The sequence below is a fragment of the Qipengyuania atrilutea genome (genome assembly GCF_013370205.1).
Taxonomy (GTDB): Bacteria; Pseudomonadota; Alphaproteobacteria; order Sphingomonadales; family Sphingomonadaceae; genus Actirhodobacter; species Actirhodobacter atriluteus.
Window position 1 is genome coordinate 916,087 of record NZ_JABWGV010000001.1, and the last position, 12,771, is coordinate 928,857.

The following is a 12,771-nucleotide window of genomic DNA, read 5'->3' on the forward strand; positions in this document are numbered from 1 at the left end:
TTATCAACGTAAAGGGCGGGAGCGCCCCCACGACACCCCCGCCCCGACGAAACCCGCTTCATGGGAGAGGAGATCAGAAGCGGAGCTTCGTACCCACCTTGAAGGTTCTGCCCTTCGCAGTCCCGATGAAGGGGTCGTAGCTGTATTCCAGCCGCGCCGGTGCCGGCTCGGTATCGAACAAATTCTCGACGCCAGCTTGCAGTTCAGCCTCGATGCCGGAAAACGGGGCAAGGTCGATCGTCGCGAACACGTCGTGCTGGATGTACGATTTGACGCGGCGCCCGAAGTTCGTGCCGCCGAATTCCGGCGTTGCGGCGCAGAACTCGGTACCGATGCAGCGGTTGTCGTCGACACCGCCGATAAAGGTCGTCGACCAGGTCAGACCGACCGGCTCGAACTGGACGTTGGCATAGCCGCTCGCCCGCCATTTCGAGACCGTACCCGGCGCCCGGTCGTAATTGGCGAAGCCCGCCGCATCGTAGCCCTCGCTGAACAAAAGACCGTTGAACTCGAAATCTCCGAACTCGTACTCGAGCGTGTGGGTCGCGTTCGCTCCGATGTTCACGGCAGCGCGGCCGAACTGGGTGCGGTAGTTCAGGCTGAAGTCCAGACCGCGGGTGGTCACGTCTGGCCCGTTCACCGTACGCGTCTGCACGCGGCTGATATCGCTGCCGGTCGTCACGCCCTGCTCGCAAACGCCGCCTTCGAAGACGACGAAGGATACGAACGGACTTGAGCAATCGGCGAACTGGGTTCCGGTGCTGCCCGGCGCAACAAACCGCGCAATCTGCTGGATCGGCAAGTCGGTAAAGCGCCCCTCGAACTCGTAGGTCCAGTAATCGACGCTCGCGCTGAAGCCGCCAAACTCGACCATCGCACCGACGCTGTAGGTAAGTGCGGTTTCGGGCGCCAGCGCCGGGTTTCCGAGTTGGTCGGTTGCCTTGAAAGCGCCGCCAAGCACGTCGATACCGGCAACCGCACTGATGCCGCGCTCGCTAAGATCGGACGGCAGCGGACCGCGGAAGGTATCGCCGATCGAACCGCGCAGGGCGAGAAAATCGGCGACCTGCCAGCGCGCGGAAAGCTTCGGATTTAAGGTGGAGCCGACTTCGCCGCCGTAATCTTCATAGCGGACTGCTCCCGTCACTTCGAAGCCGTCGAAGGCTTCGATCTGCGCTTCTGCAAATACGGCGTAAACGTCCTGGCTCAGCCTTGCGCGCGGATATTGGCCGAGGAAGGTGAAGGCGCCGACCGGGAAGTTGTTGTCTTCGGGATCGTCAAGGCATGACCGATCGCCGTCGACCGCGCACGGGTAGGCGTCGGGATCGGTAAAGCGGTTGATCGGATCGCTGGCGAAGTCCGTCTTGCGGAACTGGCCGCCGAATGCGTAGCCCAATCTGCGACCGAACACTTCGCTTTCGCCGCTGAACACGGCATCGGCGACATATTGCTCTTCGGCCTGCACGGCTCCGTTCTGCTGCCGGATGTAGTCGATGACTTCCTGCGAGTTTTCGTTGCCCGGCACGTAAGCCGGGTTGTCGAGACCGAGTGCCGGGTTGCCCGGCGCGGAATTGATGAAGGGATTGAAGTAAAGGCAGCCATTGGCGCCCGGCGTGGTTCCGGTGCAATTTTCGCCGCCAAACCCATTGAGCGCCCTCTGATACCGGTCACTGACGATATCGAACGAAAATGCCGTGCGGGTGCTGCGAATGTAGGTCCCGAAAACCTGCAAGGTAAGATCCTGCGTCAGGTCGAAGTCGAACCCGGCAGAAATGCGCCAAGCGTTGTTGACCGCCCCGCCGTTGCCCCCGCCCCGCGGATCGAGAGGATTGCCGCCGAGCGCGAACGGCCGACCGAGGACGATGGACGCGAGGACCGGGGTAAACAGTCTTGGCGGCGTACCCGGTGCGAAGGTCTGCTCCAGGAATGCAGCGTAGCCCGGATTGCGCGCCGGAACGGTGAAGGCATTGGTGCTGCCCGGTCCGCGCGGCCCCTGCACCGGCGGATAGGAAGGCGAGTAACCGAGGTCGTTCAGTTCTGTATGCGAATAGAGTGCTTCAGCCGTAAAGCTGACGCTGTCGGAAAAGTCCGCCGTGAACTGGCCGTAGACCTGATAGCGGTCTTCTTCCTCGATCAGGTTGACGAAGGGAATGTAGCCATAGCGGCAAACAGGTAGCGGCGCAGCGCCGGCGCGGGGGAAGCCGCCCGCAATACCGCCCAATTCTTCACAGGCATTCAGCTGACTGCCGTCTACACCCAACCCGACCGTAGTCACCCCTACACCGGGAATGACGCCGACGGGTGCATATAATGCCGGATTGGAAAGGAACGAGAAGCCCGTCGGATTATCCGCGTACGGAACCTGCGTAAAATCGCGCGCAGTCGTCGGCAGTTCTGAGCGGTGTTGCCAGCCCGCGCCGATCATCAGGTTTGCTACCCCGAGATCGAAGCCTGCAAGCGCACTGACCCGGTAATTGTCGTCGGATCCGTCGACGAACTCATAGTCGCCTGCCAGTTCGATCCCGGTGAAGTCGCGCCGCGTGACGAAGTTCGCCACCCCAGCAATCGCGTCAGAGCCGTAGGTCGAAGCCGCTCCGTCCTTCAGCACTTCAATCCGGTCGAGCGCGAACAGCGGAATGAGGTTCGTGTCAGCAGCGCCGTCTCCGGGCTCGGTTGCGAACCGGCGATTGTTGAACAGGACCAGCGTCCGCTCGCGGCCCAGGCTTCGCAGGTTGATCGAGCCGACCCCCTGGCTGCCGCCAGCGCCGTACTGGTTGGAATCGCCGAGCACCGGCCCAACCGACGGGAGGCTCTTGATGAACTCGAGCGGGCTGTCGATGCCGCGCGATTCGAGTTCCTCCTGCCCGAATACGTCGACCGGCTGCGCACCGTCTTCACGCTGCCCGCGGATGTAGGAACCGGTCACGATGATGGTGTTCTCGGGCTCGGCTTCGATCTGCTCCGCCAGGACCGGCTGCCGCGGTTCGTCGACATCGGGATTGGTCTGCGCGGCGGCGCTCGACGCCATGAGAAGGACCGGAACACCTAGCGATGTTCCAACCATGAATTTCGATTTGTTTTTCATCTTATCTCTCCCACGGTTTCTTTTTATTCAGTTTGTTTGGGCGGTCCGTCCGGCAGTTCGTCCGCCGGGGCCATCTCCAATCCTCCGTTCGCAATGATCGCGGCGTTCCCGCCTTTTTCGTAAGCGTTCCAGGTAAAGCCATCCGCGCATTCGAACGTGCGCTGGCCCGGCGCCATCTTGATGAAGGCTATCCAGCAGGAGTTGACTTTCGCCGCCATGGCTCGGTCGTCCGCATCGGCCCGCTCCCCGCCCCAGCTCGACTGGTCGATGGAATCGAAGGCGAACATGAGCTCGGCGGAATGGATCGGACCGTCGCGCCATTTCTCGGCGCGGAAGGCCGGCGTATAATCGAAGCGGTAAAGGAAGGCCGGAGAGCCCGCGTCGCCCGCGAGCGACGCGAAGGTTCGCGCGCCTGCAAATCCGCCCTCTCCCTTGTTCGCGCCGACCAGCAGCGGCACGTCCGCTTCCGTGCCCGCGCGCAAGGCGGCAATGGTCGAGGTGGGCTTGAACGAAGAGTCAGGCGTGAAGAAAAAGCCTGCGCGAAGCGGTTCGGACGCGGCAAAGGTCTGCGCCGAGATCGACCGCAGGTCCGCAGCGGTCGCATCTTCCTCGATGCCGATCGTTTTCAGCCCTTCGACAGCCATTTGTTCGGCAGCGGCCACGTCGCGGTCCGGGAGCAGCAAGCTCCCCGACTGAACGATAGCCTTGTCGAACAAGCCCTTAGCCGATGGCAGCGACAACAGATTAGTCACGATGCCGCCGCCGGCCGACTGGCCCGCGATCGTCACCCGCTCCGCATCGCCGCCGAACGCTGCGATATTGTCGCGCACCCATTCGAGGACAGCGACACTGTCCTGCAGGGCGTAATTACCGCGCGGCTCGCCCGGATGCTCGGCAGCAAGCGCGGGGTGGACGAAGTTCGCGAGCGCCCCGAGCCGGTAATTGACGCTGACGGTGATGACGCCGTCCGAAGCGTTGGCCGTACCGTCGTAGGAACCGAGACTGCCGGAACCAAGGAAGAACGCGCCCCCGTGAAACCATACAAGCACCGGAGCGCCCTCCGCATTCTCAGGGGCGGTAATTGTCAGATAGAGGCAGTCTTCCGACTGACCGCCGTTGACGCCGCCGAAATTGGCGACGGTTGTGTCGAGATCGACCGGCTGGGTGCAGGCAGTCTCGTGTGCGGTTGCTGCCCGCACTCCCTGCCATGGCGCGACAGGCTGCGGCGCACGCCAGCGATCTTCGCCGACGGGCGGCGCGGCATAGGGTACGCCTCGAAAAACAAGTACGCCGTTTTCTCGGGATCCCATGAGCGTTCCGGCTTCGACATCCACCATAACCGGATCGATCTCGGCGGGCATCTGAGCGAGCACCGGGCCGGAGGCCAACGCGAGGATCGCTCCGGTCAGTGCCGCGAGTTTATAACTCATCCCTCTCTCCCTTGTTATTGGAACAAGGCGTAGCGCATCATTTACAATCTAACAATATAGATTTTTGAATATCGGGTACGAGAACTGAACCGTGACGCTTTTGCAGTTTTCGACGCAGTGGACATAGCGCTCGCTTGGACTAAACTTCGCGTCATGGAAGTAACCCGCGCGCGCATTTTTGATGAAATTTGGAGCGAGCCGATGGGCGCCGTTGCGGCCCGTTATGGCCTGACGGGCAACGGCCTGGCAAAGATTTGCGACCGCCTCGACATCCCGCGGCCGCCCCGCTCGCATTGGACCCGCAGCGAGGCAGCGCGAGGAACGCGCCCGGCGCTACCTGCCGCGCCGCTCGGGCTCAGCGAGAGTTTCGCGCTCGGCAAAAGGCAGACGCGGCAATCCCCCGGATCGCGGACCCGGATGCCGCTCGAGGAAAGGCGGCGCCAGCTGCTCGACGCAGCCGGAGAGCTAGCGATGGAGGGCGGTGTCTTAACCCTCTCGACCCGCGACGTGGCGCAGCGTGTCGGCATCAGCGAGACGCAGGTTCACAATTGTTTCGGTAGCCGGACCAACCTGCTGGTCGCCCTCGCCCGCCGCGAAATCGAACGTCAGGAACGGCGGCGCCGCGACCGCGTGACACGCAGCACGAACGACCACATCAGGGTCATGCTCTCGACTGTCGGCTACCTGCATGAATCCGCACAGCGCGGCCCGCTCCTCCAGATGCTGCTACGCACCCCGGAAGTGCGCGCGGCGCTAAGGGAAGAGCGCACGGCGAAAGGCGAGGAGGCTCGCGCACCGATCATCCGGCAACTGACCAGCGGCGGCGGGATGGACGAAGCGAGCGCCCGCGCCGCGACGGTCGCACTTACAGCCGTATCGCTCAAAGCCGGCGGGATCGTGGCCAGTCGCCGCGCACCTTTCGCCATGGTCGAGGAAATCTGCCTCGGGATCGTGATGGCCGGTCATTATAGCGATCACGACATTGCGGCGCATTCTGACCGCTAATCTGCAGGAACGGGCGCGAAGGAGCCGATCGCCGCATCAGTAAGGCGCTTGCAAGTGCGCTTTGCCGTATCCTCGTCGATCTGTTTTTCGCGAACGAGCCGTGCGAGCGATTCCGGAATGGCCGCGATAAGTTCGAGAAACACGAAGCTTTCGCGCGTACCGATCTGCAGCCCTTGGGAAGTATGGCGCGTCAGAATACGCAGCAGCTTGCGAAAATAGGCGCGCCCCGCCGTACCGAGAGGGCTGTCGTTCTGTGTCTCGCGCAGCAGAAGCGGCAGGATCGAGCCGGCATCCACGCAGTAGTCGAGATAGGTTTCGTTTAGGGCTACAGCATGGTCGCGGTAACCGGCGGGTGATGCAATCAGCTCGGCCAGTCGCCGTTCCAGAACGCTCGCATGCTTGACGAACAGGGCGTCGAAGATTGCCGGGGCGCTGTCGAAATAAACGTAGAGAAGGCTTCGGCTGACGCCCAATGCATCAGCGATGTCGTTGAACGAGACAGCCAGCGAGCGCCGCTCAAGTGCGAGCGCTTCCGCGGCTTCGAGCACCTGCTCCGCGCGTTCGCTGTCCTGGACATCCGCCTCCATAAGTTGCGTGTGCAGGCGCTTCCGTCCGCTTGCAAGCCCCGCACGCAAATAACTATTGGTTTGACTGTCAAAGCTTGGCCCTCCACTTAAGCGGTCAGACGACAGGAGGGGCGAACATTGGACAAGGGACTGTCACGGCGAAGCTTGATCAAAAGCGGCTATGCAGGAGCGATTGCGATGACGGCCGGCACTACTGGTGCGCTGGCACAGACCGGCGGTGACCAGACCGGAGACGCAACGCCTGAAGAAGACTGGCGGGAGATAACCCCGGCGCTGACGGCCTATATCGCGGGCGGCGCGTCGCACGAGGTTCCAGCCGCCATTCGCGAGCGCGGACGGCTGCATGTTCTCGATACCCTCGCATCCATCATCGCGTGTCATTCGCTCGAAGCTGCGCAGCTTGGCCGAAAATATGCGGCTGCGATGTCGCCGGGCGGCGAAAGTCCAATACTGGGGTCGCGGCAAACCGCATCGCCAATCGATGCCGTCTTCGCATCCGCCATGACTGCCCACGCAGCCGAGATAAACGACTTTATTCCGTCCGCCTATGTCCAGCCCGGCCCGGCAATCGTGCCGACCGCGCTAGAGACGGCTCGGCAGCATAAGCGAAGCGGGAAGGAATTCGTCGGCGCAGTCATTGCCGGTTACGAAATCGCGGGCCGCCTTCCGAAGGCGATTGGCACGCGCAACCTCTATTACGCGGGCCTCGCCAATCACGGTATCGCCCCGACGTTCGGCGCTGCTGCTGCCGCTGCCGCCATGATGCGTCTGACCCCGAACGAGGTGGACCATATGCTCGCCTACTGCGCGCAGCAGGCTTCGGGGTCGTGGCAATGGCTGCTCGACGTCCGGCATATCGAGAAGGCTTTCGTGTTCGGCGGCATGGGTGCACGAAACGGATTGCAGGCCGCGATGATGGCGCAGCTTGGGTTCACCGGCGTTCCGGCGAGCTTCGACAACGAGAACGGCTGGTTCCGTTGGCGCGCCTTTCAGGGCGAAGGCAAGGATCACGCCTCGCTGGTCGAAGGTCTGCACGAGCGATACGAGATGTCGCTCGCGGCGATGAAGCGCTATCCGGTCGGCGGACCGACCCAGCCAGCCGTACGGGCACTGCTCGATTTACGCCAAACCGTACGGCCCGAAGCAGTCGAGCGCATCGTCGTCGCGATGCCCGGCGAAGCGGCTACGTTCGAACGCGCCAACATGCCGGCGCTTAATATTCCTTACCTGGCCGCTATCATCATGCTCGACGGAAGGCTGGACTTCGTCGATGCGCAGTCGCTCTCGCGGCAAGAAAACGACGAGGCTGCGCGTGGCTTCGCGCAGAAGGTGACGGTTGTACGCGACGAGGCGCAGGAAATGGGAGAAGGCGAGGACCGGACCGAAAGCGCGCGGGTTACTGTTTCACTGAAGGACGGCTCGCAACAGGAGCGTTATATAGCTTACGTGCCGGGCTTCCCGACGCATCCGCTTGCCAAACCCGAAGTCGAGGAAAAGGCCCGCGAACTGGTCGAACCGGTGCTCGGCAAGGCGAAGGCGAACCGCTTGATCGGTCTCTGCGACGAACTCGACGATGCTCAGTCGGTTGACGCCGTCGTTGACCTAATGCGCTTCGAAGCCACCTGACACGAAAAAAAGGGGCGCGAGCTTCAAGCCTGCGCCCCCTTTCGATTTGTAGCGGCGTACTTATTCGGCAGCGACCGCCATCGCCTCGCTATCGCGGTACATCATGTGATCGTAGTTCGTCCGGTAGAACATGTCCTTCACCTCTTCGTCGAATCCTTCGAGCGAGGCTTCGAACTTGCCGAAGGGATCCTTGGTGCCTTCGGGGTGCGGATAGTCGCTGGAGAAGAGGTAGAGCTCCGGTGCGGAATCGCGGATCATGCGGCCCACGTCCTCGTTCGGAAACGGCGTGAAGCGAACTGCCCGCTTGATGTATTCGGACGGCATCCTGTCCATGTCCTTCAGATACTGGTCGGTCTTGCTGAAGGAATACCAGCCGTGATCGAGCATCCGCAGGAACTCGGGCACCCAGCCCGCGCCGCTCTCGATGACCCCGCCGCGTAGGTCGGGAAAGCGCATGAAGACCCCGTCGTAGACCATGGCGGTCAGAAACTCCTGCGGCGCATACCAGAGGCACAGGAAGTCCGGGAAGCGCAGGTTCTCGCCGCCCCCGTGAAGATCGGCCGCCCGCTCGCGGCCGTTGTTCTTGAACTTGGCCGGCTGGGTTTTCGTGCCTGGGCCGATATGCAGCATGAACGGGATCTGGTTGTCCTGGAGGAATTGCCAGAACGGATCGAAGTCTGCATGACCCGGGCTCTTGTCCCCGGCAGGCCCGGCGCTGAACATGACTGCCTTCGCGCCGGCGGCCACTGCGCGTTTCGCTTCCGCGAGCCCGCGCTCGGGATCGTCGAGCGGAGTAAATGCCACGCAGTCGAGGCGGTCGTCGGCATTACAGAAGTCCTGCTGCGCCTTGTTGAGCGCGGTTGCAGCGGCGTAACGCTGATCGTTCTCCGACGCCTTGGTAATGGCACCGAGACCGAACGTGGGAAATACGAGCTGGCTTTGAAAGCCGAGCCAGTCGAGCGCCTCGACCCGCTCATCCTTGTCGAAACCGCCATAGCCTAGCCATCCCTTGGCACCTTCGATGGGGTTCTCAAGGGCCTTTGCCCGAGCTTCTGGGTCGCTTTTGCGCGCTTTAGCGGCGTCGATCATCTTCACGATCCGATCCCCGCCCTCGCGCTTCGAATAAACCTGCGAATACATCTCTTTATACTCGCCTTCCAGATAGGGCGCGAGCCAATCCTGGGTTTCCATCGTGTGCGCGTCTGCATCATTGACGACGCGGCCCTTCGTATATGTCATCGCTATCTCCTGAATTTCCGCCATGCTTATTCCACACTATTTGTTACAGTGTCAAACGATTCCGTTTGCGGCGTTTTTGCAGGCGCTTGGAGTAGCGAGCGATGCGTTCCCGCTCTTGCTAACCGAACTTCGTTCGAATAACCGGTATGCAAAGAGGGAGAGAAAACATTACCGATTTGCCTGAGATTTTAGCGGTGAAGCGCACCGGAGATGGTGTTTTCGAAGGTAGCGCCGGGCCCGCTATGGGGCCGCGCCTGTTCGGCGGTCACGCATTGGCTCAAGGGCTTCTTGCTGCGTGCCATGAAGAGAAAGTAAGCCGGCTGCCGCACTCGCTCCACGCTTATTTCCTGAAAGCCGGCTCAAGCATGGAACCGACCCGGTACACCGTTTCGAGCCTGTCGCAGGGCCGCAGCTTCGCAGCACGCAGGGTCGACGCCGAACAGGGCGGCACAACTATCTTTACCATGAATGTGTCGTTCCATGTCGAAGAGACCGGGTTCGAACACGCCGCGCCACCGCCCTACGAACTCGATAGCGACGCCGCCTTTGCTGCGGTGGCGCAGTGGCGGACGGACAATGCGCAAGCTTCCAGCGCCCCGTGGGTGGACCGACTGCAGAAGCGCCCGATCGAGATCGTGCCGCTCGATCCGGAGTCGTTATTCGGCGGCGAGGAAGCCAAGCCCGAAAACGGCGTGTGGATGCGAATGCGCGAACCGGCTGGAGCGGACCCGGTCCTGCAACGCGCGCTGCTTGCTTATGCATCGGACATGATGTTCCTGCGCAACGCCATGCTGCCGCACGGCGTCAGGCCGGGGAGCGACCGGGTACAGGCAGCCTCACTCGATCATGCTCTGTGGTTTCATACGACACCCGACTTTGACCGCTGGCATCTTTATGCGACCGAGAGTCCATGGGCCGGCGCTGCGCGTGGGCTGAACCGGGGGCATTTCTACGATCAGGAGGGCCGAATGGTCGCGACCGTAGCGCAGGAAAGCCTCATGCGTCCGAAAGTTCAGAAGAGCTAGAACGCATTCGCCGATCAGTCGGCTAGCTTGCCCCACACTTCGATATGATCCTTGCGCTCAACGCGGACCGGAAGGCGTGTGTCGACCAATTTTTTGAGGCCACACGAAGCGAATAGCGCCCGCGTATCTTCGTCGCCGCCCGCCGCGTCGAGCAGGCGTTGCCAAAGCAAGAACGTATAGGGCTGAACGCCGCCCTCGTATTCCGCGTCCATGAAGCGCGTTGCGACCGTTCCGATGATGCGCCGGTGCGGCTTGTCGGTGACCGGCTCACCCGGAACCGCTGCCCCCCGCGAGACGTGTTCTTCGAGCGCAGCAAGCCGGTCCATCAGTCCGGGCACGATCTCGTCCGCAATCTGCCGAAGCAGCGGACCGAGCGTGTCTTGCAGCTCATCGATGCTTGCATATGCTGCCTCGTCCTTCCCGTATTCGAGCATATCGAGATTGGGCGCATGCATTCGCTCGGTCCAGCGAAACACCTTCGGCGCTTCGCGCTGCATAATGCCGAGCGGTACGGGATCGCGTCCCAGATGTGCGAACAACGGGCCGAACATCGCGTAATCGCCGATCGACGGCTGAAATCCAAGCAGGTAAGGAAAACGCGTAAAGTGGTTTTCCAGGTTCTGCAGAAGCCTGTGGTAGCTATCCTCGATCGCCGGGATGGTCGCCTCGGTTACCCCGAGCATCGGAAGATAGCTGTTCATGCGGGCCATGGTTGCCTCGGTCCGCTGGCTATCGCCGCCGACACCGAACTGATCGCGCAGGAAACGCTCTTGCTCACCAAGATAGCTCCACCGGTAATGCATCGCGTGCCGGGTCAAACCGAACACGGCGTAGAGTTCGAACAGATGCAACAGGGTCCGCAAAACCGCCGATGACGGGTAAGCGGGATAGCGCTGCCCCTGCGCCTCGAAATGATCGATGATGTCGACCGTGTCCTGAACGACCGTTCCGTCCGGCAATTCGATCACCGGAATGATCGCCCTGCCTATCTGCGGTACGATGACGGAGGCGAACCGCGGATCGCTCGGCGCGACTTCGCGGTATGCGATACCCTGCTTGCGCAGATAAATGCGCGCCCGCCCCGAATAGAGCGAGTGCGGCAAGCCGTAGAGTATGATCGGGTCGGTCACGCCGCGCGTCATAAGGAGCGGCCTTCCGGAAGCAAACGCTGAAGCAATTGCCGCTCCGCACCATCGGGATCGGCGACGACTTCAGGCGTGGTATCGAAGATCATCGTCGCGCGGTTCATCACATCGTAGGCAGGCCACTGCGGCAATTCGGGCGTGTTCGGATTGCCGCTGCGGGCAAAGGCGATCCACGCATCCGCCATGAGGTCGGCCATTCGCTGCGTTTCCGCCGTTTCTGGACCGGTAAACGAGGTCGAGCGCGCTACGTTGTCGAATACGAACGCGATATCGAGCGCATGCGGTGTTTGCAGCCGCCCGCCCTCGACCGGCGTCTGCCAGTCTAGCCGGTACATATAGACCGATGCGTTTTGCTCGCTCTTTCGCTCCGCCTGCAGCAGCGCTGTGCCGCGATAATTGCGGAAGGTCGCAACCTGGAAGAACACGTCGCTTGCATCATAATCGGGGTGAGCTTCGCGCATACCTGCTATCACTTCCTCCGCCGTTCCTTCGGGCACGAACTCCGCCAGCTTTTCCGGCAATTGCTCCCAAGCGAGCAAGAAGTTCTCTGGACTGCCGAGTCCGCCCTGCAAGCGCATCTCGTTGTTGTTCGTCCCGACCAGCAACGGGATACCGGCAGATACGGGAGTGGCATCGGGTGAGTAGGGTTGCCGGGTCAGTGAACGGCCATCCACGACCGGGCGGTAGAATGCGCCGCGGCTGCGCGATTTGATTGCTGCCGTAACGAGGTCTTCCATCGGCATGGCGGCAAGTTCTTCGACTGAGTTTGTGCCCGCAGTCGTCATCAAGTCCTTGGCTAGCGGTGTCGCGAGACGCGGGGTGAAGCCGGCTAACGACATCGAACCGGACTGCGCGATTGCCCGGTGGAACAGACCGCGCGCGCTTTCCATGGCCATTAGCGTGGAGACTTTCGCAGCACCGCCCGACTCGCCGAAGATCGTGACGTTGTCAGGATCGCCGCCGATCTCATCGGCGTGGTCGCGAACCCATTCGAGCGCCTTGACGATGTCGAGACTGCCGAGGTTGCCGCTGTCGGCATATTTCGGATCGTCGGTGCTACCGGCTAGGTAGGAGTAGCCGAACGCGCCGAGCCGGTGGTTCAACGTCACAACGACCACGTCGCCCCGCTCCGCAAGACGCGACCCGTCGTAGCCGTTGCTCGAGCCGGAGCCGGTGACATATCCGCCGCCGTGCAGCCACACCATGATCGGCCGTTTCTTTCCATCCGACAGTCCGCGGGTCCAGACGTTCAGGAACAGGCAGTCCTCGCTCGTCCCGACCGAATTCGCCCAGGATGCGAAGACCGGCACGTCAGGCTGCGGAGGCTGCGGGCATTCGTTTCCGAAGCTTTTCGCGGGAAGAGGCTCGCTCCATTGCGCCGGGTCTGTGGCGGTCTGAAATCGCCGCCTTTCCGTGCTGGCTGCATAGCGTATGCCGCGAAAGACGTTGACCGATCCGCTCTCGCCTTCGCGCGAGCCGATGACTGGGCCGGATTGCGTGTCGAGGCGCGGCTCGGCGGCAGCCACGGACGAGGTTTGTTCTGTAGTGGCGCAGCCCGACAGGCTTGCAGCGGCAATTACACTGAATAGACCGGACCCGATAAATCGCATTCTTTCTCTCCCGATTGTA

Annotated in this window: 9 protein-coding genes; 3 read left to right on the forward strand and 6 right to left on the reverse strand. The window is 62.0% G+C overall.

Annotated features, from left to right (window positions below; all coding sequences use genetic code 11):
* Positions 1-73: 73 nt before the first annotated feature.
* Together HUV48_RS04510 and HUV48_RS04515 are read right to left on the reverse strand one after the other, a co-directional pair.
* Positions 74-3,085, reverse strand: a complete 3,012-nt coding sequence (locus HUV48_RS04510) for a TonB-dependent receptor domain-containing protein (protein ID WP_225871505.1) — start codon at positions 3,083-3,085, stop codon at positions 74-76.
* A gap of 23 nt (positions 3,086-3,108) precedes the next feature.
* Positions 3,109-4,515 carry a carboxylesterase/lipase family protein gene (locus tag HUV48_RS04515; protein ID WP_225871506.1) on the reverse strand — a complete coding sequence of 469 codons (1,407 nt, stop codon included), beginning with the start codon at positions 4,513-4,515 and terminating at the stop codon, positions 3,109-3,111.
* A 153-nt stretch (positions 4,516-4,668) separates the two neighbouring features.
* On the opposite strand from HUV48_RS04515, the gene HUV48_RS04520 reads away from it, so the two are divergent.
* Positions 4,669-5,520: a TetR/AcrR family transcriptional regulator gene (locus tag HUV48_RS04520; protein ID WP_176266533.1), complete on the forward strand. Its 852-nt coding sequence runs from the start codon at positions 4,669-4,671 to the stop codon at positions 5,518-5,520.
* Here the strand turns inward: HUV48_RS04520 and HUV48_RS04525 are convergent.
* Positions 5,517-6,107 (reverse strand): TetR/AcrR family transcriptional regulator, encoded by a 591-nt coding sequence (locus HUV48_RS04525; protein WP_176266534.1) that lies wholly within the window; start codon positions 6,105-6,107, stop codon positions 5,517-5,519. The two genes, HUV48_RS04520 and HUV48_RS04525, sit on opposite strands and share 4 nt — an antisense overlap.
* Before the next feature lie 177 nt (positions 6,108-6,284).
* On the opposite strand from HUV48_RS04525, the gene HUV48_RS04530 reads away from it, so the two are divergent.
* Positions 6,285-7,733, forward strand: a complete 1,449-nt coding sequence (locus tag HUV48_RS04530) for an MmgE/PrpD family protein (protein WP_225871507.1) — start codon at positions 6,285-6,287, stop codon at positions 7,731-7,733.
* 60 nt (positions 7,734-7,793) lie between these two features.
* On the opposite strand, the gene HUV48_RS04535 is transcribed toward HUV48_RS04530, so the two are convergent.
* The gene (locus tag HUV48_RS04535) at positions 7,794-8,972 is read right to left on the reverse strand and encodes an amidohydrolase family protein (protein ID WP_176266535.1); all 1,179 of its coding nucleotides are present in this window, start codon (positions 8,970-8,972) and stop codon (positions 7,794-7,796) included.
* 176 nt (positions 8,973-9,148) lie between these two features.
* Between HUV48_RS04535 and HUV48_RS04540 the strand changes: the two genes are divergently transcribed.
* Complete coding sequence (locus HUV48_RS04540; RefSeq protein WP_225871508.1) at positions 9,149-9,997, forward strand: acyl-CoA thioesterase; 849 nt, start codon at positions 9,149-9,151, stop codon at positions 9,995-9,997.
* Positions 9,998-10,011: 14 nt separating this feature from the next.
* Here HUV48_RS04540 and HUV48_RS04545 read toward each other — a convergent pair whose 3' ends face one another.
* Positions 10,012-11,139 (reverse strand): glutathione S-transferase family protein, encoded by a 1,128-nt coding sequence (locus tag HUV48_RS04545; RefSeq protein WP_176266536.1) that lies wholly within the window; start codon positions 11,137-11,139, stop codon positions 10,012-10,014.
* Positions 11,136-12,752 carry a carboxylesterase/lipase family protein gene (locus tag HUV48_RS04550; protein WP_176266537.1) on the reverse strand — a complete coding sequence of 539 codons (1,617 nt, stop codon included), beginning with the start codon at positions 12,750-12,752 and terminating at the stop codon, positions 11,136-11,138. Before HUV48_RS04550 ends, HUV48_RS04545 begins: the two co-directional genes overlap by 4 nt.
* Positions 12,753-12,771 lie beyond the last annotated feature (19 nt).

Excerpts from the sequence above, each read along its gene's own strand:
- HUV48_RS04510 (WP_225871505.1), bottom strand. The coding sequence starts at position 3,085 with ATGAAAAACAAATCGAAATTCATGGTTGGAACATCGCTAGGTGTTCCG.
- HUV48_RS04515 (WP_225871506.1), bottom strand. The coding sequence starts at position 4,515 with ATGAGTTATAAACTCGCGGCACTGACCGGAGCGATCCTCGCGTTGGCC.
- HUV48_RS04520 (WP_176266533.1), top strand. The coding sequence starts at position 4,669 with ATGGAAGTAACCCGCGCGCGCATTTTTGATGAAATTTGGAGCGAGCCG.
- HUV48_RS04525 (WP_176266534.1), bottom strand. The coding sequence starts at position 6,107 with ATGGAGGCGGATGTCCAGGACAGCGAACGCGCGGAGCAGGTGCTCGAA.
- HUV48_RS04530 (WP_225871507.1), top strand. The coding sequence starts at position 6,285 with ATGACGGCCGGCACTACTGGTGCGCTGGCACAGACCGGCGGTGACCAG.
- HUV48_RS04535 (WP_176266535.1), bottom strand. The coding sequence starts at position 8,972 with ATGACATATACGAAGGGCCGCGTCGTCAATGATGCAGACGCGCACACG.
- HUV48_RS04545 (WP_176266536.1), bottom strand. The coding sequence starts at position 11,139 with ATGACGCGCGGCGTGACCGACCCGATCATACTCTACGGCTTGCCGCAC.
- HUV48_RS04550 (WP_176266537.1), bottom strand. The coding sequence starts at position 12,752 with ATGCGATTTATCGGGTCCGGTCTATTCAGTGTAATTGCCGCTGCAAGC.